The sequence below is a fragment of the Agrobacterium vaccinii genome (assembly GCF_021310995.1).
In the GTDB taxonomy this organism is placed as follows: Bacteria; Pseudomonadota; Alphaproteobacteria; order Rhizobiales; family Rhizobiaceae; genus Agrobacterium; species Agrobacterium vaccinii.
Genome location: NZ_CP054150.1, coordinates 1,471,117 through 1,491,539, shown reverse-complemented (window position 1 = coordinate 1,491,539; position 20,423 = coordinate 1,471,117). Strand labels below are relative to the sequence as shown.

Sequence of the window (20,423 nt, the reverse complement as noted above, 5' to 3'; positions counted from 1 at the left end):
TGCTGCTGCTTTCTGCTGCGATCAGTTCAGGGGAATGTTGTTGTCGCCCTTGGACGACTGGTAGTTGACCGACAGGTCGTTATAGGCGGCTTTGATGCGCGCCGTCTGTTCCTTGAGCTTGGACTTGAGCGGATCGTCCAGATTCTCAACGAGATCGGAAATGAAGTAGGAGTTCCAGAACGCGTTGCTGCGCCTGTAACCACCTGGCTCCAGTCCAAAAACCTCTTTCAGTATTTTCAGATCGTGCGGAATGGCAAAAGCGTCACGCGAATCTTCGTGACTGAAGAAGGAATAGAAATTGTCGAATCCCGCCCAGGTGATCGCCGACATGCACATGGTGCAGGGTTCATGGGTCGAGAGAAAGATCAAATCCTTCGTGTCAGGCTTCTCGCCCAATTCGTAGAAACGTTTCAGCGTGTGAACCTCACCGTGCCAAAGCGGATTTTCCAGCTCGTTGTTTGTTTCCGCAATGACGAGGGAAAGGTCCGACTTGCGCAGGATGGCCGCGCCGAAGACCTTGTTGCCCAGCGACACACCTTGAGTCGTAAGCAGTAGAATATCCTTCTCGATGACATCGAGCAGGCGGGATGCGAGTGTAAGTTCCGTCAAGGTATTTTCCTATTTCTGGTGCTGCCTAATCATTGGACATTGTCGCTCGGGATTTGCCGAAAAAATGTACATAATTGGTAGAAAATGTGTGGAATTACAACAGCGTGCCGTTTTCGTCGCCGTGGTTGCTTTTCCTCCAAAACAGCGCTTGCCGAGAAATAAAAATCTACGGCAATATAGCAAGCGAATTTCTGTACCTTCAATCTCGGCGACGGATCGGACATATTATGAGCATGCTTAAAACCGCTTCAGATAAGGCTGACCATCGGCTTACGACTTTTCCTGCTTTTTTCAAAGTGGACAAGCGGCCCGTTGCGGTTTTTGGAAATGGCGATGAGGCCTTCGCAAAAGTCCGACTTCTTCTCAACACCAGTGCCGATATTCAAGCCTTCGCGGACGCGCCGCAGGGTGACTATGCGGCGTTGTTGGCGAGCGGGCAGGTGACACATCATCTGCTTCCATTTTCGCCAGAGCTGGTCGATGGCATGGTTCTCGTCTTCGCGGCCACCGGTGAGGAGGCGCTTGATCGTCAAATTGTAGACGTTGCGCGTGCCAAGTCCATTCCTGCCAACGCGGTCGATCAGCCTGGCTATTGCGATTTCTATACACCCGGCCTCGTGTCTCGCGCTCCCGTCGCGGTCGCGATCTGCACCGAAGGGGCAGGGCCGGTCCTCGGGCAGATGATCCGCGCGCGCATCGACCAGATGCTGTCGCCTTCGCTCGGTCGTTTGGCGCGTCTGGCGGTCGAGTATCGCGATGCTGCGGAAAAGAATGTGCCGAAAGGCGCCCTGCGTCGTAACTTCTGGCGTCGCTTCTTCTCCGGTGGTGTTGCCGATGCTGTTGCGCTGGCAGATATCGACAGTGCGCACCGCGCCGCAGAGCAATTGCTTGCCTCGCCTGAGCGTCCAGAAGGCTATGTTTGGTTGGTGGGTGCCGGTCCTGGTGCCGAGGATTTGCTGACATTGCGCGCACAGCGCGTGCTGATGCAGGCGGATGTCATTGTTTACGATGCGCTCGTGCCGCAGGAAATCGTCAACATGGGCCGCAGGGATGCTGAGCGTCTCTCCGTCGGCAAGCGCAAAGGCTGTCACTCCAAGTCCCAGTCCGACATCAACAAGCTGCTGGTCTCGCTGGGAGAAGACGGCAAACGGGTCGTGCGCCTCAAATCCGGCGATCCCTTGATTTACGGTCGTGCCGCCGAAGAGATGGCGGCGTTGCGGGAAGCGGGCATTGCTTACGAAATCGTGCCAGGCATCACCTCCGCCTTTGCAGCCGCCGCCGATTTCGAACTGCCGCTGACACTGCGTGGTGTCGCCTCTTCGCTGATCTTTACGACGGGTCATGATCTGGCTGGCGACATCCTGCCGGACTGGGCGCGTCTCGCGGTTTCAGGTGCAACGATCGCCGTCTACATGGGCCGTTCCGTGGCTGCGTCCGTTGCCACGCGTCTGATGAAGGCCGGTCTCGATGCCAATACCACCGTCGCGGTCATCGAAAATGCCAGCCGTTCTTATCGCCGCCTGATGCATGGCACGCTGAAAGATTTGCCGGAGCTAGAGCATCGCGACGAACTGGCGGGTCCGGTTATGGTCATCATCGGTGATGCAGTCGCGGGCGCTAATTTCGAAAGATCGGAAGCACTGTCGCTTGCTGGCACGTCGTCCGATCTGAAGCAGGAGTATGCAAATGGTTGATAAGGTTCTGACAGCCAATCGTCTCGACGACGGCATCGCCGTATGGCTCGATGCAAGCGGCACGTGGAACGAGAATCTTCAGTCTGCTCTTGTTGCGCGCCATGCTGATGCCGAGGCCTCACTGGAAGAGATCGGCAAGCGCGATTTTTCTGCCAACAAGGTGGTGGACGTCAACATCGTCGATGTTACCGAACAGGATGGCCGCCTATGGCCGACACGCCTGCGCGAGAGAATTCGTGCGGCAGGACCAACCATGCATTACGCCAAAGGCTTTGAGCCGGCGGACGCAGCCTTTATCGCAGTCTGAGGAATACCATGTATCGCTACGATGAGTTCGACCACGCATTTGTTCAAGGTCGCGTGGAGCAATTCCGCGATCAGGTGGAAAGACGCCTTTCCGGCGAACTGGCCGAGGATGCATTCAAGCCGTTGCGTCTGATGAACGGCGTTTATCTCCAGCTTCATGCCTATATGCTGCGCGTGGCCATTCCCTATGGCACGTTGAACGCAAAACAGATGCGGATGCTCGCCCACATTGCCCGCAAATATGACCGCGGTTATGGCCACTTCACCACGCGCCAGAATATTCAATACAACTGGCCGCGGCTTGCCGATACGCCGGATATTCTGGCTGAACTCGCGAGCGTGGAAATGCACGCGCTGCAAACCTCTGGCAACTGCATTCGCAACGTCACCGCTGACCATTTTGCTGGCGCTGCCGCCGATGAAGTCGCAGACCCGCGCCCTTACGCTGAAATTCTGCGCCAATGGTCTTCCGTCCACCCGGAATTCTCCTTTCTGCCGCGCAAGTTCAAGATTGCTGTTACGGGTGCGGAAAAGGATCGTGCTGCCATTCAGGTGCATGATATCGGCCTGCACCTTAAGAAAAACGACAAGGGCGAAATCGGCTTTGCCGTCTATGTCGGTGGCGGGCAGGGCAGAACGCCGATGATCGCCAAGAAGATCAACGACTTCCTGCCCGAAGAGGACTTGTTGTCCTACACCACTGCCATCATGCGCGTTTACAATCTGCATGGCCGTCGCGACAACAAGTACAAGGCCCGCATCAAAATCCTCGTCCACGAGACGGGCGCCGAAGAGCTGGCGCGTCAGGTGGAGGCGGAGTTCGCTGAGCTGAAAAACGGCGAGTTGAAACTGCCGGATGCCGATATCGCTGCCATCACCTCCTACTTCGCGCTGCCGGATTTGAAGGCCCGCCCTGAAGGATGGGAAAGCCTCGCACGCTGGAAAAAGGCCGACGCAGATTTCGCACGCTGGGTGGACCAGAACGTTCAGCCGCACACCAACCCGGATTACGGGATGGTGACGATATCGCTCAAGCCCATTGGTGGCATTCCGGGTGACGCATCCGACGAGCAGATGGATCTCGTTGCCGATATCGCTGAAGAATACGCGCTGGATGAAATCCGCATCAGCCACGAACAGAATATCATTCTACCGCATGTGGCCCTTGCCGATCTTGAGCCGGTCTACCGCGCGCTTCTGGGTGCTGGTCTTGCAACGGCGAATGCCGGTTTGATTACAGACATCATTGCCTGTCCCGGGCTGGATTATTGCGCGCTTGCCAATGCACGCTCTATTCCAGTGTCGCAGGAAATTTCCAACCGCTTCGGCTCGCCGGAGCGTCAGGCCGAAATCGGTGAGCTGAAGATTAAGATTTCCGGCTGCATCAACGCCTGCGGCCACCATCATGTCGGCCATATCGGTCTGCTGGGCGTGGAAAAGAAGGGTGCCGAACTCTATCAGATCACGTTGGGTGGATCGGGTGACGAGAATTCGTCCATCGGTGAGATCATCGGTCGCGGCTTCGAGCCGGAAAAGGTGACCGACGCGGTGGAGACCATCGTTGATACCTATCTCGGCCTGCGTCTGTCGAGAGAAGAGACCTTCCTTGACGCCTATCGCCGTGTCGGCGCGCAGCCTTTCAAGGACGCGCTCTATCCGGCAGCCGCCGCAGCCGCATAAGGAACCGCATCATGACAAAAATCTGGAATGAGAGCGGTTTCGTGGAGAACGATCCGTGGGTCATCGAGACCGAAGAGGTGAAGGCGCAGGATGGCCAGCAGGCCTTTCTTGGCCTTGACGCATTTATCGCGCGCGCCGAGGTAAGCAACGATATCGGCCTTGGTGTTCTCGTGACACCGGCGGATGATGTCGAAAAGTTGCGCCCGTTCATCGATCGCATCGGGCTGGTCGCGGTCAGTTTCCCGGCATTTAGCGATGGTCGTGGTTTCAGTCATGCATCGCTGTTGCGCACGCGTCTGAATTATCAGGGCGAATTAAGGGCAGTGGGTGATGTGCTGATCGACCAGGTGCCTCTGATGCTCCGCACCGGTTTTACCAGCTTTGCGGTGACGAACGAAACGGCGATCCGTCGCCTGTCGGAAAACCGTTTGCCCGGCATCGATGTCTATTACCAGCCGACGGCCAAGCCCGCTCCGGGTGAACAGTCCTACAGCTGGCGACGCCGTGCGGCGATATGAACTCTTGCGTGGAAATATGAGTTTTAGATACATATTTCTACTCGCATAGCACCAATGACATTCCTGTACCTTCAAAAGCAGGGCCGGATGGTATATTGCCCCATCTGAAAATGTCGCACACCATGAAGATGGACGGATAGAGAATGAACGCTCCAGCCAAGACGGAAGAATTTGCGGTGAAAATCCCTGACGGCGTTTATGCTGAGACGGTGCTTTCGGTCGAGCATTACACCGATCACCTGTTCCGCTTCCGCATGACACGTCCCGCCGGCTTCCGTTTCCGTTCGGGCGAGTTCGCCATGATCGGCCTCATGGTGGGTGAAAAGCCTATCTACCGTGCCTATTCCATCGCCAGCCCCGCCTGGGATGAGGAGCTGGAATTCTTCTCGATCAAGGTGCCGGATGGTCCGCTGACCTCGCATCTCCAGCAGATCAAGCCCGGCGATACCGTGTTGATGCGCAAGAAGCCGACAGGTACGCTGGTGCTCGATGCGCTCACGCCCGGCAAGCGTCTCTATATGTTCTCGACCGGAACCGGCATCGCGCCCTTCGCAAGCCTCATTCGCGACCCGGAAACCTATGAGAAGTTCGAGGAAGTCATCCTCACCCACACCTGCCGCGACGTTGCTGAGTTGAAATACGGCTTCGATTTGGTCGAAGAGATCAAGAACCACGAGTTCCTGAGCGAGTTGGTCGGTGACAAGCTGAAGCACTACGCGACCGTCACGCGCCAGGATTACGCCTTTACAGGACGCATCACCGACCTGATCGAAAATGGCAAGATGTTTGCCGATCTCGGCTTGCCAGCGTTCGACCCTGCTGTGGATCGCGGCATGATCTGCGGCTCTACCGCAATGCTGAAGGATACCAAGGCGCTTTTGGAGCAGGCTGGCTTGCACGAGGGTGCAAACAACAAACCGGCCGAGTTCGTGATCGAACGGGCCTTTGTGGGCTGATCCCAATTTTGCGAATTAAAAAAGGAGGCCGTTTGGCCTCCTTTTTTCGTTTTCAGCCGTCCGTTTCCTGTGCCGGGGCGATATCGTGTCGGAACATGAGAAACAGCACGATCGCGATGGCCGCGATACCGCCGCCAACCAGATGCGATAGCGCATAGCCGCCTTCGGTAGTAAGCCAACCCGCCACGCCGTTGCTGAGAGACGCGCCGATGCCCTGAACAGTCATCACGCTGGCAAGGCCGACATTGAAACGCCCGGTGCCTTTCAGAATTCTTTCGACAGCAACCGGCGTTGCAATGCCGAGCAGGCCCGCGCCGATACCATCCAGCAACTGGACGGGGTAGATCACCCAGAACTCGTGGAACGATGCCGCGAGCACGCCGCGAATGGGGATGGCTGCGAGTGCGATCAAGAACACCGCCGACAGACCGAAGCGGCGGATGAGCCATGGCGCGAGGGCCGCGACGAAGATCATGGCAAACTGCGCGACACCGGTAATGATAGCGGTAGTACGGAAGGGTGTATTCAATTCGATTGCGAAATTCTGGGCAATCAATCTGCCCATAGGAGCATTGCCGAAGTGGAAGATCAGCAGAATGATAGAGAGGAAAATCAGGCCCCGTTCTTTGAAAAGAACCTTGAAGCCGGATGGTCCCGGTTCGCCTTCATCGTGTCCCAGACCGCGCGCCACCTTGTGGTCGATCCGTTTGGGATCGATGGCGACGACAGCAGCAAGAGCGCCAATCGCGGTTGCGACCATGAGCCCGATGACGCCAGAAATGCCGAAGGCGGTTACGGCGAAATAGGTGGCAAATAGCGAAACGAAATTGCCGCCGTGGTTCCAGAACTCGTTGCGAGAGATTTGTTGGGAGAAGAGCTTTTCCCCAACGAGACCCAGCGTCAAACCGGCAAGGGCAGGACCAACGACGGCCCCGACGACTGCCGTCATGATCTGGCCCGTCCAGACCACGGCCTCGTTGGTGAAGAGCAGCGTAATCAGTGCGCCGATCGTGACGAGAACAACGGGTATTGCAATCAGGGTGCGCTTCCACGTGGTGCCATCGACCAACGCGCCGCAAAGCGGCGTCGCGGCAAGTCCTACAAGCCCGCCAACGGTGGCGATAACGCCGAGCTGCATGGCCGACCAGCCGTTGGTGGCCAGAAATGCATCCAGAAACGGACCAAGCCCGTCACGCGCGTCAGCCAGAAAGAAATTGAGGACGGCGAGTGCAAAAATCGAGCGATCTGACAGGCCTGTCCCTGGGGATTTCCCGAGAGACTGACCGCTGGCATCAATGGGCGTTGTTAGCGTTGTCATGAAAGGCTATCCGGGAGGGGCTAGGTGAAGCTGGCGAGAAACGCGCGTGATAGATTTAGGTTGCTTTAGCGCATAACAATCTGTGCAAAGGAACAATCAGGATAGCCGGGCGTTCGGTCTGCACACACAAGGAACACGCGGATGACCGGCAAACTAATTTCCATGATAGCACTCGCGACAGCCCTGATGGCGCCACCGGCAATGGCCGATGAAAGCCAGTTTCTTTCCACCTTGAAAGGAAGCTGGAAGGGGTCAGGCACCGTCACCACCAAGATCGGTTCCAAGCCCATCAAGGTGAACTGCACGTTCGACTCGACCTCGTCTGGTCCATCACTGCGCATGAATGGCACATGCCGCGGACTGCTCGTCATTCGCCGTGCGATCTCAGCTGATCTGAGTGCCTCCGGCACGCGTTACCGTGGAAACTATGTCGGTCCATCAGGCATACCATCTGCACTGGCAGGCAGCCGCAGTGGTAATTCCATCAATCTGTCCATCACATGGAAACGCGTCATTAATGGAGACAAGGTCGCTGCCATGACCATAACCAAAGTCGGCAACAACGGCTTGCGTTTGCGCACCACCGACAAGGATGGTGCCGGTGGACCAACGGTGACGACCGCCGATATTCAGCTGACGCGCTAAAGACACAACACTTGCCTCATAAATGAAAAGGCCCGGATCGCTCCGGGCCTTTTTTTAATTTTACTCTGCAGCTTCCGCATATTCGCTCATTGGCGGGCAGGTGCAGATGAGGTTGCGGTCGCCATAGACGTTATCGACGCGGTTGACCGGCGACCAGTATTTGTCCACGCGGAAGGCACCGGGCGGATAACAAGCCTGTTCGCGAGAGTAGGGGCGATCCCAGTTTCCGACGAGGTCTTCCACGGTGTGTGGTGCGTTCTTCAGCGGGTTGTTAGCCTTGTCGGAACGACCTTCTTCGATATCGCGAGCTTCCTGACGGATGGCCAGCATGGCATCGCAGAAGCGGTCGAGTTCGGCTTTTGGTTCCGACTCGGTCGGCTCGATCATCAGCGTACCGGCAACCGGCCAGCTCATGGTCGGGGCGTGGAAGCCGCAGTCGATCAGACGCTTGGCGACATCGTCCACCGTCACGCCGCAGCTCTCGTTCAGCGGGCGGGTGTCGATGATGCACTCATGTGCCACGCGTCCGGCTTCGGACTTGTAGAGCACATCGTAAGCGCCCTTCAGCCGTGCTGCGATGTAGTTGGCGTTGAGGATCGCGACCTTGGTTGCCTGCGTCAGACCTTCGCCACCCATCATCAGGCAGTAGCTCCAGGAGATCGGCAGGATCGATGGCGAGCCGAAAGGTGCTGCCGAAACCGCACCGGTGCGTCCGTCACTGGCCGGATGGCCAGGCAGGTAGGAAGCCAGATGCGCCTTGACGCCGATTGGACCCATGCCGGGACCACCGCCGCCATGCGGAATGCAGAAGGTCTTATGCAGGTTGAGGTGCGACACATCGGAGCCGATATCGCCTGGACGCGACAGACCAACCATGGCATTCATGTTGGCACCGTCGAGATAGACCTGACCACCATGCTCGTGGGTGATGTCGCAAATCTCCCGAACGGTCTCTTCGAACACGCCGTGGGTCGACGGATAGGTGATCATGCAGCATGAGAGGTTTTCCGCGTATTGCATTGCTTTCGCACGGAAATCTTCGATATCGATGTCACCGTTTTCTCTCACCTTCACAGGCACCACGCGCATGCCGACCATCTGCGCAGAAGCAGGGTTGGTGCCGTGTGCAGAGGTTGGGATGAGGCAAACGTCGCGATGTGCATCGCCGCGCGCGAGGTGATAGTTGCGGATGGTCAGCAGACCCGCATATTCGCCCTGCGCACCGGAATTCGGCTGCATGGAAAAGGCATCGTAGCCGGTGACCTGGCAGAGCTTAGTGGAAAGATCGTCAATCATCTCCTTGTAACCCAGTGCCTGATCGGCTGGCACAAATGGATGGATATCAGAAAATTCCGGCCATGTGATCGGCAGCATTTCGGCTGTCGCGTTCAGCTTCATGGTGCAGGAACCGAGCGGGATCATGGAACGGTCGAGCGCCAGATCGCGGTCCGAAAGACGGCGGATATAGCGGGTCATCTCGCTCTCGGCGCGGTTCATGTGGAATATCGGGTGCGTCATGTATTGCGTTGTGCGCAATAGGTTTTTGGGCAATCGATAATCCGGTTCGAAGTCCGAAATCGAGAAGTTGCCACCAAAGGCACGCCAGACCGATTCCAGCGTTGCCGGACGCGTGCGCTCATCCAGGCTCATGCCGATTTTCGTCGAGCCGACCTTGCGCAAGTTCACACCTTCGGCGACAGCTGCGCGCAGGATCAATGCCTGCATGTGGCCAACATCGACGGTGATGGTGTCGAAGAAGGTTTCGGGTTCGATGACGAAGCCGAGCTTCTCCAGACCCTTTGCCATCAACACGGCTTTCTGGTGGGTCTGCTGGGCAATGGCCTTGATGCCCTGCGGGCCGTGGAAGACGCCGTACATGGACGCCATGACGGCCAGCAGCACCTGTGCAGTGCAGATGTTGGAAGTGGCCTTTTCGCGGCGGATATGCTGCTCGCGAGTCTGAAGCGACAGGCGATAAGCGCGGTTGCCGCGCGCATCGACTGAGACCCCAACGAGACGGCCGGGCATGGAACGCTTGATCGCATCCTTGACGGCCATGAAGGCCGCATGCGGGCCGCCGTAACCAACGGGAACGCCGAAACGCTGCGACGAGCCGATGGCGATATCCGCGCTCATTTCACCGGGGGATTTCAGAAGCGTAAGCGCCAGCAGGTCTGTTGCGACAGCGGCAATGGCGCCTGTCTGGTGCAGACGGGAAATCAGGCCGGTGAAATCATTCACATGGCCATGCGTACCGGGGTACTGGAATAGCGCACCGAAGACATCGACGGGATCGAGATCGGTGAAGGGATTGCCGACGATGACATTCCAGCCGAGTGGTGCTGCACGGGTTTCGATGAGCGCGATAGTCTGCGGATGGCAGTTGGCATCCACGAAGAAGGCTGTCGCCTTGGACTTCGCCACGCGCTGGCACATGGCCATGGCTTCGGCAGCAGCGGTTGCTTCATCCAGTAGCGAGGCGTTGGCGACATCAAGACCGGTCAGATCGGAAATCATGGTCTGGAAGTTCAGCAGCGCTTCAAGACGTCCCTGCGAAATCTCTGGCTGGTACGGTGTGTAGGCGGTGTACCATGCCGGATTTTCCAGAATGTTGCGCTGGATGACCGGCGGCGTGATGGTGCCATAATAGCCCTGACCGATCAGCGAGGTCAGGACCTTGTTCTTGTTGGCGGTTTCGCGAAGACGGTCCAGCGCCTCGCGTTCCGTCAGCGCTGCACCCCATGCAAGCGGTGCCTTCTGGCGTATGGAAGACGGCACGGTCGCGTCGATGAGGGCATCGAGGCTGTTGTAACCGATGACCTTTAACATATCCGTCATTTCCGACGGCGACGGCCCGATATGACGCCGGTTGGCGAAGTCATAGGGCTGATAGTCGGTGAAATGGAACTCTGTGGGAGTCGTCATTACGCAATAAGCTCCTTATAGGCCGCTTCATCCAGCAGCGCATCGGCGTCAGACGCGTTGGAAAGCTTGAGCTTGAAGAACCAGCCAGCGCCCTGCGGATCAGAGTTGACCAGAGATGGGTCGTCCACGATGGCCTGGTTGATTTCGGTGATCTCGCCATCCAGCGGACAATAGACGTCGGAAGCAGCCTTCACGCTCTCGACTGTGGCCGCGTCACCATCCTTGGAGAAGGTCGCGCCGACTTCCGGCAATTCTACGAAAACAAGGTCGCCCAGCTGCTCGGCAGCATGCGTCGTGATGCCGACGGTGGCGACATCGCCTTCGATCTTCAGCCACTCGTGCTCTTGAGTAAATTTCAGCATTGGTCTCTCCGGAAATTAGCGTTTGTAAGTGGGTGTGATGAAGGGCAGGGCAGACACGGTGACGGGCAGGTACTTGCCACGCACTTCCGCGAATATGGCCGTGCCGGGTGTTGCGAAATCTTTCGGTACGTAGCCCATGGCGACGGGGCCTTCGACGGACGGTCCGAAGCCGCCCGAGGTCACTTCGCCAATCTCGTTTTTGCCCTCTGCATCGGCGAACAGTTTGACGTGACCGCGAACCGGGGCCTTGCCCTCCGGCTTCAGGCCGACGCGGCGGCGGGTCGTGCCATTGGCAAGCTCACCGAGAATGCGCTCGGCACCCGGAAAGCCGCCTGCGCGGTCGCCGGCCGTGCGGCGTGCTTTCTGGATGGCCCACTCGAGAGAGGCTTCGATGGGGGAGGTCGTGGTGTCGATGTCATTGCCGTAGAGACACAGGCCAGCCTCAAGACGAAGGCTGTCGCGCGCGCCAAGGCCGATGGCTTCGCAGTCAGGATGTTCCAGCAACGCCTTGGCGATGAACTCTGCCTTATCGGATGGAATGGAAATTTCAAAACCGTCTTCGCCGGAATATCCAGATCGAGACACAATGCAAGGCACGTCGAGAAGCGGAATTTCGCGAACATCCATGAACTTCATGCCAGAAACGCCAGCCCACAATTCGGCCAACACGGCCTCGGCACGTGGTCCCTGAAGCGCGATGAGCGCACGGTCATCCAGAAGCGTGATGTCGCATGTGTCGGAAAGATGCGCCTGCATGTGTGCAAGATCGGCATCCTTGCAGGCGGCGTTGACGACGACAAAGAGATGATCGCCCATATTGGTGATCATTAGGTCATCCAGGATGTTGCCTTCGGCATCGGTAAAGAACCCGTATCGCTGACGACCTTCCTTGAGGCCAAGAATGTCGACCGGCACAAGCTTTTCGAGAGCCAGCGCGGCATCTTCGACCTTGCCGGACTTCGCTTTCATGATCACCTGTCCCATATGGGAAACGTCGAACAGGCCAGCCGACGCGCGCGTGTGCAGATGTTCCTTAAGGACGCCTGCAGGGTACTGAACCGGCATGTCGTATCCTGCAAACGGCACCATGCGGGCACCGAGGGACACATGCAGAGAATGAAGTGGGGTGACTTGTAGAGCGGCAGTATCGGCCAAAAAAGCCTCCGAGGTTGCGCGATGTCGCGCGGGCTCATGTCATGGCACACAACGTGCCGGGTTCAAGAGCCCCCTCTGTCCTTGTCGCCTGAGATTGTTATCCCTTCGGCGAGCCGTCCTTGTGCAGGTGGCTTCTCTCCAGAGTTCCGTCCTCGCCGCTGGTCCTTTTGCCTGAGAGTTTCCGGGGCGGTTGCTCCTTCGGCCCCGCCGTGAGGCGGTGTCTCCCAGCGGGATAGATCGTCATTATCTGGTATGTGCGTTTCTTGGCAAGGACCAAATGACGCAGCCAAACAGTTTTTTGTTCCGCTTGCGTCACGAGACTGTTTTCATTGAGCTGAAGGTAGACGTCTCAATCACGTGTCTTTCTTTTCAGGCAGCTTCTTGTGTTTGGTGGATGCCAGGTCTTCAAGTTCTTTTTCTGTCATGTACTTAGCCATGGTTTTTGAAGCGCCTTGTAAACGTGACTTTGGCATATCGCCGCGTTTTGCTGCAAGCGCTGCACCGGCAGCTTTCTGTTGTGCTTTGGATTTTGCAGGCATCGGACCATTCTCCTCACCGGTTTTCTACATCGGGCAAACGACGGTTTGGAGTGGACGGTTCCCGTGCGCGTCAATTCCACTTTGATTTCAAACAAAAAGCGCGATATCGCTTCGTGTCATGACAGCGTCCATGAGTAAGCACCGCACAGACTGGACACGGCTCCTGCGCATTTTCTGCGCGGCGCTGATGCTGTCGCTTGGCTTTGCGCATAAACCGGTGGCTGCCTTTGTCGCGCCGTCCTTTGCTCTTGATGAGGCCTACAGGTTGCCAGATGGCAGCTTTGCCGAGATTTGCGAAGGACACGCGGGTGCGGCGGCTCCCCATGCGCCCGGCAAATCAGACCATTCCACGATATCGCTGTTTTGCGAAGCATGCCTTCTGTCATCTTCGGTCCTGATACCAACACCGGATGCGAACTCCTGGGCAAAGGCTGAGTTCACATGGCTGGACAATGCCCCCGTCATTCAACCTGTTCAGGTCTACGACGTCGATTACCAGCGCCCCAAGGCGAGGGCGCCGCCTGTTGTTCTCTGATCGCTGAACCGAGAAAACAGGATAGCCGCATCTTGCGGCAAACGGGACTGGCGACGCTCGAAGAGCCACAGTCGGAAGGGTATCAAAATGAACATTCACACACTTGCAGCCGGTACGGCGCTAATCGCATCGATGGCGGCGTCTCCAGCCCTCGCGCATTCGACATTCGTCAACCAGACTGCCGAGCAGGAAAGCACCATCGTTGCGGCACTTCAGGTTCCCCATGGATGTGACGGTGGCCTTCCCACCACAGAGGTGCGGATGAAGCTGCCGGAAGGCTTCATTTCAGCAAAGCCACAGCCCAAGGCGGGCTGGGAGCTTGAGATCATCACGGGTGATTATCAAAAGAGCTACAAAAACCATGGTGTCGACGTGAAGTCCGGCCCGGTAGAGATTCGCTGGAAAGACGGAGATTTGCCGGATGCATTCTATGATACGTTCAATGTGCAGGGCAAAGTGACTGGCGTGGATGCCGGGGTCGATCTGCCGTTCAAGGTCATCCAGATTTGCGGAGACAAGGGTAGGGCGAACTGGGATCAGGTTGCCGAGAAGGGACAGGACCCTCACTCGCTAGAGAACCCCGCGCCCACCATTAAGATCGTGGCCAAGCAGGCGATGGCTGGCGGGCATGAACACGATCATGGGGCAGCACAACACGCGGCTGACGTCGTGAAAGTCGGCGAACTCGAGCTTTCCGGTGCGGCGTCCAAGGCGATGCTGCCGGGCCAGCCAGTGGGTGGGGGCTTCATCACCATCAAGAATGACGGTTCGTCCGACGACCGTCTTGTATCCATCTCATCGCCGAATGCCGGTCGCGCCGAAATCCACGAGATGGCGATGGTCAATGACGTGATGAAGATGCGCAAGCTGGATGCCGGGATCGTCATTCCCGCTGGCAAGACCGTGGAGCTGACGCCGGGCGGCCTGCATTTCATGTTCTTCAATGTCACGAGGCCATTCGCAGAAGGCGACAAAGTGCCGGTTACGCTGACCTTCGAAAAGGCGGGCAAGGCAGACGTCATGCTTGACGTAGGGTCTTCCAAAGGCGGCTCTGAAAAGCACGACCATAACTGAATCAAAAAGCTGCCGGGCAATAAGTCCCGGCAGCTTTCTTCTGTCGTTGAATTAGATTTCAGAGCGGCCCTTGTTTTCCTCGTAGGCTTCTATGACCTCTTCAAGGGTGGCTTGGGGATTGTGCTGCTGTCCCGCCGTCATGAAGTGCAGTGACAGGGCAGGCTGTGTGACGGCAGTCGAGAGGGAACTGACCTGAGTGTCCTGAACCTGGCTGGTCTTTCGCACGAGTTCGCGCTTGGCTTGCTCGATTTCCGTTTTTCGCGACGCACGCTGGGTGGCCTTGATGCTATCTGCAACATAACCAGCGGTGGTCGCCGAAACTGACAAAATTTGCACCATGCGAACACCCTCCTGCTGTTTAATCGAATGATTTTATCATCGGCGACTTTCTTCCCGATTAAATCCAAGGGTTGCATTTGATCGGTGTTTTAACGATTTCGAAAACCTCTTTTTTACGCATATAGTTCCCTTCGGGAATTTCGCTTGCTGCGAGTTTGTCGTAAAGATCGAACACGCTGCGCCCAGCCGCCGTTTCATGACCGGAGATTTCCCATGCTCAATATCGCTCTCGTTGCCATTGGCGGCGCAATCGGTTCCGTGGCACGCTATCTGGTCGGCGTTTGGGGCGTGAAGCTGGCGGGTCCGAACTTTCCGTGGGGCACGATCACCGTCAACGTTGTCGGGGCATTTTTCATTGGTTTGATGGTCGAGATAATAGCGCGCAGGTTCGATGCGTCTTCGGAAGTGCGGGTGTTCATCGTCACCGGCATTCTCGGCGGCTTCACCACATGGTCTTCGTTTACGCTGGACGCCGTCGTGCTGTTCGAGCGCGGAGATTTGGGGCTGGCGGCGGTCTATCTGCTGGCCAGTCTCGTCGTTTCTTTCGCTGCAATCTTCGCCGGGCTGGCCTTGGGCCGCGCTTTGTTCTAAAGGCAACGGAAAATACCGCACACCAAGGATGCGGAGTTGAGAAAAGAAAGAATGGAATTGCCATGGCAGGTATCGAGCACATCAAGGTTGAGCCTGAAGAAGCCGGAATGCGCCTCGACCGCTGGTTCAAGATCCACTATCCGGGCTTAGGCTTTGGTCCGCTGCAAAAACTGATGCGCTCCGGGCAGGTGCGTGTCGATGGTGGCCGCGTCAAGACCGATGCGCGTGTGGAAGCCGGACAGACCGTGCGCGTTCCGCCGCTTGATGTCGATGCGAAGGTCAAGGGTGGACCGATCAGCTCCAGCGACCTCAAGAATTCCGACGACGTCGATCTGTTGAAGCGCATGCTGCTGCATGAAGACGAAAAAGTCTTCGTGTTCAACAAGCCTGCTGGCATTGCCGTGCAGGGCGGCTCCGGCATCAACCGTCATATCGATGGGCTGCTGGAAGCATGGACGAGTTCCAAGGGTGAAAAGCCGCGTCTTGTCCACCGCATTGACCGCGATACGTCAGGCGTGCTGGTTGTTGCCCGCACCAGAGGTGCAGCGCAAAAGTTGACCGCTGCGTTTCGTGAGCGCGACACCAAAAAGACCTACTGGTCGCTGGTCAAGGGCGTGCCGCGCAAGCATCAGGACAAGATTTCAAGCTGGCTGGTAAAGGAACAGACACCGGATGGTGATCGCATGCGCATTGCCAAGCACGGTGAGGAGGGCGCCGATCACGCGATCTCTTATTACCGCGTTATCGATACGGCGGCGCAAAATCTGGCATGGCTGGAAATGGAGCCCTATACGGGCCGTACCCACCAGCTGCGTGTTCACGCACTGCATATGGGCCATCCAATCATCGGCGATCCCAAATATTACATCGAGGACGTCAATTGGGATTTCCCCGGCGGCGTCCAGAAACGCCTGCACCTGCATGCGCGCAAGATCGACATTCCGCATCCATCCGGTGGACGCCTGCGTGTGACCGCACCGTTGCCACCGCACATGGTGCAGACGTGGAATCTGCTCGGTCTTGACGTGGCCGATGGTGACAGGGACGACGAATGAAACTGGTTCTCTTCGATTGCGATGGTACGCTGGTGGACAGCGTCGGCCTTATTCATGAGGTCATGGCCCGCACCTTCGTGCATTTCGGCTATGATCGCCCAGATGTCGCGCTGACGAAGTCGATCATCGGGCTCACATTGGACATCGCCATCGCTCGCATGCAGGGAAAGCCGCATGTGGATGACGAAGCGATTGCCATGACGGCGCATTACAAAGCCATCTTTGCGGCAACGCGAGCTGAACCGGGCTTTGAAGAGCCAATGTTCGACGGCATTCACGCCATGATCGATACGCTGGCCAAACGCCAGGAACTGCTGATGGGGGCTGTCACTGGCAAGTCTCGCCGGGGCCTTAACCTGATCATGGATACGCATGGTTTCCGCCAGCATTTCATCGTATCGCGCACGGCGGATGATTGCCCTTCCAAGCCGCATCCGGCCATGGTGACGGAATGCTGCAGCGAGACCGGCATGGTGCCAGCCGATACGATCGTGATCGGCGATGCCATCTATGATATGCAGATGGCAAAAGCGGCGGGCGCAAAAGCCATTGGCGTCGCCTGGGGCTACGCGTCCGTTGATGATCTCTGGAACGCCGGAGCAGACGCCATCGTCAACCATCCCAGCGAAATTCCCGGCCACATACCGGGCTGATGAGGACGTATCATGCGTGACCTTTTGAACGATCTGACCGAAGGCCTAAGCCATCCCGACCCCATTCGCCGCTCGCAAATCCAGATGCAGAAGCCCTTGCCGAAGCGTTTCTACAAGGATGTGTCGGTTGGGGAAATGGAGGAGGGTGTCTTCACCGTTCTTCTCGATGGCAAGACCATGCGGACACCTGCGAAACACGCGCTGACCGTGCCGACACGTGCCCTTGCGCAACTGCTGAGAGATGAGTGGGATGCACAGGCTGAGGTGGTAAACCCTACCATCATGCCGATTTCTCGGCACGTCAACACGGCCATCGATGGCATCGCAGCTGATACGCAGGCTGTGTTCGAAGACATCTTGCGGTTCTCCTCAAGCGATCTCTTGTGTTACCGCGCCGCAGAACCCGCTGCGCTGGTGGAGCGCCAGACGGACCAGTGGGATCCGATCATCGACTGGGCCGCACAGACGCTTGGCGCACGGTTCATTCTGGTCGAAGGCGTCATTCATCAGGAGCAGCCGCGCGAAGCCGTCGCCGCCTTTGCCGTGACCCTGCGCAAGTATGATACCGCGATAGAGCTTGCAGCGTTGCACACCATGACGGCGTTGACAGGGTCTGCCATTCTGGCGCTTGCGCTGGCCGAAGGCGTGCGCAGCCTTGAGGAAATCTGGGCACTTGCGCATCTTGACGAAGACTGGACATCCGAGCAGTGGGGCGAAGACGAGGAAGCGCAGATAAGGCGGGCTGCAAGGCTTGTTGACATGCGCGCGGCATTGGCCGTGCTGGTCGCTGCACGCGATGGTGCTATCAGGGTTTAACGCTTTTCTAACCGTAAAAGATGATGATAGATGCCTAACCTGACGTTGGGGGGAAGCGTCTATCATGCACCACTCGCTGCAGCGTCTCGGCATCATCATGCTGGCGTCTCTTGCGCTCATGTCTTTCAGGCTGGAGCCGAAAGCAGGCGAGGGTGAGAGGCTGCTTTATGACGTGCGCGGTGCATTCGTGGCTGCTAGGCCGGATATTTCACCGGAGTTGATGCAGTCCATCCACTACCAGATGTCGAACGCCATCAAATCCACCACGCGGGACAAGACCCGCCCGCGCGTGGTGCTGACGATACGGCTCATCTCCGTCGACCGAGGCTCGTTCATGTTCGGTGAACGTGCAGCTGCGCGCGTCGTGGTTCGTGCAGCAGCGGTGCAGACCGGTGAAGTGGTCGCCGAAACGAAATTCACGGCAACCATCATCGGAATCGACAAAGCCGCCATCGATCACGAGCTGGCGACTGGCATCGTGGACCGTGTCCTCACCGAATTCCGCCTCGACCGCGCATCACCTCTGGCGACAGCGCTCTTTCCCGGCAAGTTTTGAGCAACGATCAGCCAAGACGCTCCGCATGCCATTTGAGGTGATCGTCCATGAAGGTCGAAATGAAGAAGTATGAGTGATCGTAGCGGTCATGCATGCGCAGCGTCAGGTCGATATCCGTGCCTTTGATAGCCTCTTCGAACAGCCACGGACGAAGGCCGTTTTCAAGAAAATTGTCTGCCTTGCCCTGATCGACAAGGAAGGCGGGGAAGCGCGCACCATCTTCGACCAATGCACAAGCATCGTACTGACGCCAGACGGCCTCGTTCTCGCCGAGATATTTTTCGAGGGCAGGGCGCGACCAGTCGGCGGAGGACGGCGCGACGATGGGGGCAAATGCCGAGCAGCTTTTGAAGCGATCCGGATTTTTAAGAGCAATCGTCATGGCGCCATGACCGCCCATGGAATGGCCGAAAATCCCCTGCCGGTTCATGTCTACGCGAAACTGCTGCGCGATGAGGGCAGGCAGTTCCTCTGTAACGTAGCTGTACATCTGGTAGTTCTCAGCCCATGGCGTCTCGGTCGCATCAAGATAAAAGCCAGCGCCTTTACCCATCTGCCAGTTGGTCAACTCATCGGGCACATCGCTGCCGCGGGGGCTGGTATCGGGGCAGACGACGATCAAGCCAAGCTCTGACGCCATACGCCTGTATTCGCCCTTGTCCATGACATTGGCGTGGGTGCAGGTCAGACCTGAAAGATACCAGACAACCGGGCAGGGCTCCTGAATAGCCTTTAGCGGGACGTAGACGGCAAATGTCATCTCGCAATTGGTGACGTCGGACTCATGCGTAAAAACGCCCTGCATGCCGCCGAAAGCGGTGTTTTGAGAGATGATTTTCATGTGTATTCCTTGATTTTGGGCCGATCTCAGCCTGCAAGCGACACGGCAGCATTGACGGCTGCCGCAACGAGCACGGTGTTGAAAAAGAACGAGACGATGGAATGCAGAAGCACCACCTTGCGCATTGGCGTCGTGGTGACCGCGACATCGGACGTCTGGGCGGTCATGCCGATCACGACGGCGAAATACAGGAACTCGTAGACACCGGGCTCGTCGGTATCTGGGAAATCCATGCCACCGCGTGGCTGCTTCTTTCCCGTCGCTTTCGCGGGGCGCCAGAAGAGGTGGGCATAATGCATTGCCGTCATGGTGTGGATGGTCAACCAGCCAAGCAACACCGACAGAAAAGCTAAGGTAAGCGACCAGACGGTTTCACCCGTGGTGTGATTGAGCGCCAGAAACAGCGATGCGACCGCAACGCCGACAGCCAGAAACGTGATGGCGATGATGACCATCGCTGGCAAGTCGTCACTATCTGCATGCGCTTTCAGATGCGCGGCCGTGAGGCGAGGGAGGCGCGAAGCGACGATGACCAGATAGGTCAGGAAAAACACGACAGCTGCGCATTCGACAGCCAGCGATGGCTTCACGATGATCGTGCCAACCAACACCAATGCGCTGAAAATAAAAGCCACGAGGAACGGTTTATGTCTGGCAAATTGACTGTGTTGCTGCGCCGTTTGCATGGGGTTCTCCAACAGGGCCTATTTTTTGACGCGGCGACAAAGGCGGTCAAGCGTTTCAAGAAACTGAGACCTGTCGCGCGGCGAAAACGCTGCGTTGTAGCCTTTGCTTTCGCCGGTTTCCCGCAAGTGCGCGCCGAGATCCCGCATGGCCGTCGCCATACCGATATTGGCCTTGTCGAAAACGCGCCCCGTTGGTCCGGTCACCTGCGCACCATTGGCCACGCAACGACCCGCGAGCGGCACATCGGCGGTGACGACGATATCGCCCTCGATGGCACGCTCCGCAATCCAGTCATCGGCTGCATCGAACGACGCGGAGACGATTACGTTCTTGACCATAGGATCCCGCGAAGGCCGCAAACCGGAATTCGCCACGAACGTCACCTCAAGCCCGTGTCTTTCGGCAACCCTCAATATCTCCGGCTTCACCGGACACGCATCAGCATCGACATAAATCTGCGGCATCAACACTTCTTCTTCAACTGAACTCCAACGTCTTTTAGAATTGCAGTCGAAAATACCCAAGTGTTATTTCTGGCTTGAGCGAAATGGGATGGATGTCAGGTGAAA

23 protein-coding genes and 1 riboswitch are annotated in these 20,423 nt (G+C 57.4%); of the genes, 13 read left to right on the top strand and 10 right to left on the bottom strand.

Annotated elements, in window-relative coordinates:
- Window positions 1-21: 21 nt before the first annotated feature.
- Window positions 22-609 (bottom strand): deaminase, encoded by a 588-nt coding sequence (locus HRR99_RS07510; RefSeq protein WP_233123342.1) that lies wholly within the window; start codon window positions 607-609, stop codon window positions 22-24.
- 233 nt (window positions 610-842) lie between these two features.
- Between HRR99_RS07510 and cysG the strand changes: the two genes are divergently transcribed.
- The 5 genes from cysG (at window position 843) to HRR99_RS07485 (ending at window position 5,763) form a co-directional block, all read left to right on the top strand.
- Window positions 843-2,303: a siroheme synthase CysG gene (cysG, locus tag HRR99_RS07505; RefSeq protein ID WP_233123451.1), complete on the top strand. Its 1,461-nt coding sequence runs from the start codon at window positions 843-845 to the stop codon at window positions 2,301-2,303.
- On the top strand, window positions 2,296-2,610 hold the full coding sequence (locus HRR99_RS07500; RefSeq protein WP_233123340.1) for a DUF2849 domain-containing protein: 315 nt from the start codon (window positions 2,296-2,298) through the stop codon (window positions 2,608-2,610). Before cysG ends, HRR99_RS07500 begins: the two co-directional genes overlap by 8 nt.
- An 8-nt stretch (window positions 2,611-2,618) precedes the next feature.
- Window positions 2,619-4,289: a nitrite/sulfite reductase gene (locus tag HRR99_RS07495; RefSeq protein ID WP_233123338.1), complete on the top strand. Its 1,671-nt coding sequence runs from the start codon at window positions 2,619-2,621 to the stop codon at window positions 4,287-4,289.
- Window positions 4,290-4,300: 11 nt separating this feature from the next.
- Window positions 4,301-4,807, top strand: a complete 507-nt coding sequence (locus HRR99_RS07490) for a DUF934 domain-containing protein (RefSeq protein WP_233123336.1) — start codon at window positions 4,301-4,303, stop codon at window positions 4,805-4,807.
- A 143-nt stretch (window positions 4,808-4,950) separates the two neighbouring features.
- The gene (locus HRR99_RS07485; protein ID WP_233123334.1) at window positions 4,951-5,763 is read left to right on the top strand and encodes a ferredoxin--NADP reductase; all 813 of its coding nucleotides are present in this window, start codon (window positions 4,951-4,953) and stop codon (window positions 5,761-5,763) included.
- A gap of 52 nt (window positions 5,764-5,815) precedes the next feature.
- Here the strand turns inward: HRR99_RS07485 and HRR99_RS07480 are convergent, their stop codons facing one another.
- Window positions 5,816-7,081 (bottom strand): MFS transporter, encoded by a 1,266-nt coding sequence (locus tag HRR99_RS07480; RefSeq protein ID WP_233123333.1) that lies wholly within the window; start codon window positions 7,079-7,081, stop codon window positions 5,816-5,818.
- 141 nt (window positions 7,082-7,222) lie between these two features.
- Between HRR99_RS07480 and HRR99_RS07475 the strand changes: the two genes are divergently transcribed.
- Window positions 7,223-7,726, top strand: a complete 504-nt coding sequence (locus HRR99_RS07475) for a hypothetical protein (protein WP_233123332.1) — start codon at window positions 7,223-7,225, stop codon at window positions 7,724-7,726.
- 60 nt (window positions 7,727-7,786) lie between these two features.
- Here the strand turns inward: HRR99_RS07475 and gcvP are convergent, their stop codons facing one another.
- The 4 genes from gcvP to HRR99_RS07455 form a co-directional block, all read right to left on the bottom strand.
- Window positions 7,787-10,651 carry an aminomethyl-transferring glycine dehydrogenase gene (gene gcvP, locus HRR99_RS07470; protein WP_233123331.1) on the bottom strand — a complete coding sequence of 955 codons (2,865 nt, stop codon included), beginning with the start codon at window positions 10,649-10,651 and terminating at the stop codon, window positions 7,787-7,789.
- On the bottom strand, window positions 10,651-11,013 hold the full coding sequence (gene gcvH / locus HRR99_RS07465) for a glycine cleavage system protein GcvH (protein WP_045230457.1): 363 nt from the start codon (window positions 11,011-11,013) through the stop codon (window positions 10,651-10,653). The genes gcvP and gcvH overlap by 1 nt, the downstream gene beginning before the upstream one ends.
- Window positions 11,014-11,028: 15 nt before the next feature.
- The gene (gcvT, locus tag HRR99_RS07460; protein ID WP_233123330.1) at window positions 11,029-12,168 is read right to left on the bottom strand and encodes a glycine cleavage system aminomethyltransferase GcvT; all 1,140 of its coding nucleotides are present in this window, start codon (window positions 12,166-12,168) and stop codon (window positions 11,029-11,031) included.
- A 149-nt stretch (window positions 12,169-12,317) separates the two neighbouring features.
- Window positions 12,318-12,405: riboswitch (glycine riboswitch) on the bottom strand.
- A gap of 116 nt (window positions 12,406-12,521) precedes the next feature.
- Window positions 12,522-12,707, bottom strand: coding sequence for a DUF3008 family protein (locus HRR99_RS07455; RefSeq protein ID WP_233123329.1), 186 nt, complete (start codon window positions 12,705-12,707; stop codon window positions 12,522-12,524).
- A gap of 130 nt (window positions 12,708-12,837) precedes the next feature.
- Between HRR99_RS07455 and HRR99_RS07450 the strand changes: the two genes are divergently transcribed.
- Both HRR99_RS07450 and HRR99_RS07445 read left to right on the top strand, forming a co-directional pair.
- Window positions 12,838-13,242, top strand: a complete 405-nt coding sequence (locus HRR99_RS07450) for a hypothetical protein (protein WP_233123328.1) — start codon at window positions 12,838-12,840, stop codon at window positions 13,240-13,242.
- An 87-nt stretch (window positions 13,243-13,329) separates the two neighbouring features.
- Window positions 13,330-14,316 carry a copper chaperone PCu(A)C domain-containing protein gene (locus HRR99_RS07445; RefSeq protein ID WP_233123327.1) on the top strand — a complete coding sequence of 329 codons (987 nt, stop codon included), beginning with the start codon at window positions 13,330-13,332 and terminating at the stop codon, window positions 14,314-14,316.
- 51 nt (window positions 14,317-14,367) lie between these two features.
- On the opposite strand, the gene HRR99_RS07440 is transcribed toward HRR99_RS07445, so the two are convergent.
- On the bottom strand, window positions 14,368-14,655 hold the full coding sequence (locus HRR99_RS07440; protein ID WP_233123326.1) for a hypothetical protein: 288 nt from the start codon (window positions 14,653-14,655) through the stop codon (window positions 14,368-14,370).
- A gap of 213 nt (window positions 14,656-14,868) precedes the next feature.
- On the opposite strand from HRR99_RS07440, the gene crcB reads away from it, so the two are divergent.
- From crcB to HRR99_RS07415, 5 genes are all read left to right on the top strand, one after another.
- On the top strand, window positions 14,869-15,246 hold the full coding sequence (crcB, locus tag HRR99_RS07435; RefSeq protein ID WP_233123325.1) for a fluoride efflux transporter CrcB: 378 nt from the start codon (window positions 14,869-14,871) through the stop codon (window positions 15,244-15,246).
- Window positions 15,247-15,308: 62 nt separating this feature from the next.
- Complete coding sequence (locus HRR99_RS07430; RefSeq protein ID WP_111838333.1) at window positions 15,309-16,301, top strand: RluA family pseudouridine synthase; 993 nt, start codon at window positions 15,309-15,311, stop codon at window positions 16,299-16,301.
- A complete protein-coding gene (locus HRR99_RS07425) occupies window positions 16,298-16,954 on the top strand; it encodes an HAD-IA family hydrolase (RefSeq protein ID WP_233123324.1) in 657 nt (218 codons plus the stop codon). The genes HRR99_RS07430 and HRR99_RS07425 overlap by 4 nt, the downstream gene beginning before the upstream one ends.
- A 12-nt stretch (window positions 16,955-16,966) precedes the next feature.
- A complete protein-coding gene (locus tag HRR99_RS07420; protein WP_233123323.1) occupies window positions 16,967-17,770 on the top strand; it encodes an ATP12 family chaperone protein in 804 nt (267 codons plus the stop codon).
- Window positions 17,771-17,834: 64 nt separating this feature from the next.
- The gene (locus HRR99_RS07415) at window positions 17,835-18,326 is read left to right on the top strand and encodes a hypothetical protein (protein ID WP_233123322.1); all 492 of its coding nucleotides are present in this window, start codon (window positions 17,835-17,837) and stop codon (window positions 18,324-18,326) included.
- 7 nt (window positions 18,327-18,333) lie between these two features.
- Here the strand turns inward: HRR99_RS07415 and fghA are convergent, their stop codons facing one another.
- The 3 genes from fghA to HRR99_RS07400 are packed head-to-tail and all read right to left on the bottom strand — an operon-like array spanning window position 18,334 to window position 20,318.
- Window positions 18,334-19,167: an S-formylglutathione hydrolase gene (gene fghA, locus HRR99_RS07410; protein WP_233123321.1), complete on the bottom strand. Its 834-nt coding sequence runs from the start codon at window positions 19,165-19,167 to the stop codon at window positions 18,334-18,336.
- A 26-nt stretch (window positions 19,168-19,193) separates the two neighbouring features.
- Window positions 19,194-19,853, bottom strand: a complete 660-nt coding sequence (locus tag HRR99_RS07405; protein ID WP_233123320.1) for a DUF1345 domain-containing protein — start codon at window positions 19,851-19,853, stop codon at window positions 19,194-19,196.
- An 18-nt stretch (window positions 19,854-19,871) separates the two neighbouring features.
- Entirely contained in the window at window positions 19,872-20,318 is a 447-nt protein-coding gene (locus HRR99_RS07400; protein ID WP_233123319.1) for a YaiI/YqxD family protein, read from the bottom strand.
- Window positions 20,319-20,423 lie beyond the last annotated feature (105 nt).

Coding starts and splice junctions, on each gene's coding strand:
- cysG (WP_233123451.1), top strand. CDS start 843: ATGCTTAAAACCGCTTCAGATAAGGCTGACCATCGGCTTACGACTTTT.
- HRR99_RS07500 (WP_233123340.1), top strand. CDS start 2,296: ATGGTTGATAAGGTTCTGACAGCCAATCGTCTCGACGACGGCATCGCC.
- HRR99_RS07495 (WP_233123338.1), top strand. CDS start 2,619: ATGTATCGCTACGATGAGTTCGACCACGCATTTGTTCAAGGTCGCGTG.
- HRR99_RS07490 (WP_233123336.1), top strand. CDS start 4,301: ATGACAAAAATCTGGAATGAGAGCGGTTTCGTGGAGAACGATCCGTGG.
- HRR99_RS07485 (WP_233123334.1), top strand. CDS start 4,951: ATGAACGCTCCAGCCAAGACGGAAGAATTTGCGGTGAAAATCCCTGAC.
- HRR99_RS07480 (WP_233123333.1), bottom strand. CDS start 7,081: ATGACAACGCTAACAACGCCCATTGATGCCAGCGGTCAGTCTCTCGGG.
- HRR99_RS07475 (WP_233123332.1), top strand. CDS start 7,223: ATGACCGGCAAACTAATTTCCATGATAGCACTCGCGACAGCCCTGATG.
- gcvP (WP_233123331.1), bottom strand. CDS start 10,651: ATGACGACTCCCACAGAGTTCCATTTCACCGACTATCAGCCCTATGAC.
- gcvH (WP_045230457.1), bottom strand. CDS start 11,013: ATGCTGAAATTTACTCAAGAGCACGAGTGGCTGAAGATCGAAGGCGAT.
- HRR99_RS07455 (WP_233123329.1), bottom strand. CDS start 12,707: ATGCCTGCAAAATCCAAAGCACAACAGAAAGCTGCCGGTGCAGCGCTT.
- HRR99_RS07450 (WP_233123328.1), top strand. CDS start 12,838: ATGAGTAAGCACCGCACAGACTGGACACGGCTCCTGCGCATTTTCTGC.
- HRR99_RS07445 (WP_233123327.1), top strand. CDS start 13,330: ATGAACATTCACACACTTGCAGCCGGTACGGCGCTAATCGCATCGATG.
- HRR99_RS07440 (WP_233123326.1), bottom strand. CDS start 14,655: ATGGTGCAAATTTTGTCAGTTTCGGCGACCACCGCTGGTTATGTTGCA.
- crcB (WP_233123325.1), top strand. CDS start 14,869: ATGCTCAATATCGCTCTCGTTGCCATTGGCGGCGCAATCGGTTCCGTG.
- HRR99_RS07430 (WP_111838333.1), top strand. CDS start 15,309: ATGGCAGGTATCGAGCACATCAAGGTTGAGCCTGAAGAAGCCGGAATG.
- HRR99_RS07425 (WP_233123324.1), top strand. CDS start 16,298: ATGAAACTGGTTCTCTTCGATTGCGATGGTACGCTGGTGGACAGCGTC.
- HRR99_RS07420 (WP_233123323.1), top strand. CDS start 16,967: ATGCGTGACCTTTTGAACGATCTGACCGAAGGCCTAAGCCATCCCGAC.
- HRR99_RS07415 (WP_233123322.1), top strand. CDS start 17,835: ATGCACCACTCGCTGCAGCGTCTCGGCATCATCATGCTGGCGTCTCTT.
- fghA (WP_233123321.1), bottom strand. CDS start 19,167: ATGAAAATCATCTCTCAAAACACCGCTTTCGGCGGCATGCAGGGCGTT.
- HRR99_RS07405 (WP_233123320.1), bottom strand. CDS start 19,853: ATGCAAACGGCGCAGCAACACAGTCAATTTGCCAGACATAAACCGTTC.
- HRR99_RS07400 (WP_233123319.1), bottom strand. CDS start 20,318: ATGCCGCAGATTTATGTCGATGCTGATGCGTGTCCGGTGAAGCCGGAG.